This is a genomic window from Vibrio anguillarum (genome assembly GCF_001989995.2).
Classification (GTDB): domain Bacteria; phylum Pseudomonadota; class Gammaproteobacteria; order Enterobacterales; family Vibrionaceae; genus Vibrio; species Vibrio anguillarum.
The window spans coordinates 1-1092 of sequence record NZ_JAHGUP010000187.1 but is presented as its reverse complement, the minus strand read 5'-3'; the positions used below and the strand labels follow the sequence as shown (position 1 = coordinate 1092).

Below are 1092 nucleotides of genomic sequence, written 5' to 3'. Positions count from 1 at the left end.
GCAGCTTAATTTGGCGTTAGGTAAAAGGAGAATTTGTGGATATATCAGCTTTATCTTCTATCCCTACTGATAGCTTGTATAAATTTATGTCAATTTCGGGATTATTTGTACTACTTATATCAATTGTGCTCCCGTTTAAGGTACGCAAAAACTATCAAATTCAGGTGATTGAGTTTAGGAAAATTCATGATCTGACATCCTTGAAAATTGATTTGATGCTAAGAGACTACATGATCTCTATAAAGTACGTTGATGGCGTTATTGGCGAATTTGGCAAGGAAAATGCACATTTGAAACCAGGTGATTTTATTATGAAGTTTAAAGATTGGTTTCACCAAAATCGTATTGAAATACCGCGATCACAGCTTGAGGAACTGGTTGCGTCAGTACCAAAAGATATTGATTCATTTTCATTAGAAATTGCAAAGGATCAGATTGAAAATGAGTGTGAACTTAAGAAAGTTGAGTTGGTACAAGGGCATTTGGCACAATTATCATTCTTACAAGTTGTTGGGGTATTTGTTGGTATGGTTTTAACAGTTACTGGCTTTTACATGTGGTACGAAAAAGTTCAAGTCTTCATTGATGCAACAATAGCTACGTCATGAATTTTACCTAACAAACAATTTAAGCGTGATTCAGCACGCTTGGCATTCTCAGTTTGGGTTAAGTTTAGTGATTAAGGTGGTCTATTTAAGTTTTGTGGACGCGTGCTTCACACCTTAATTGGGCGTTATGCAACTCAGGGGAATTTGGGGGTTCAATCTTTTTAGGATTTCTCCGGCCATTCGTTTTGTGTTGTCGGCAAATGAGCATTTTTACCCTCAAATTCGTGGTTTACTCAAGCCGTAAAACAGGCAAGGTTCTTTGTTTGCCTCAATGAGTTTTGGTGCTGGTTTGTTGTCAATTCAGCGTGCGCAAAGTGTGGAAAGGGCAAGTTTATCGAGCATTTTGCACTTGCTGAAGCTTTCGCTCGTTGAGTTTTTCTCATTCAAAAGCTTGGTTTGTTGTTGAAAGGTGGACTTTGTTTTGGCGGCTTATTTATCACGGCTCTTGCTTGGGTTGATTCTTGAATCACTCAACCATTGCAAT

Annotated in this window: 1 protein-coding gene; it reads left to right on the top strand. The window is 37.9% G+C overall.

The features are described 5' to 3' along the window. The first annotated feature begins 35 nt into the window (after positions 1-35). A complete protein-coding gene (locus tag PL85_RS18300; RefSeq protein WP_064626825.1) occupies positions 36-608 on the top strand; it encodes a hypothetical protein in 573 nt (190 codons plus the stop codon). Positions 609-1092 lie beyond the last annotated feature (484 nt).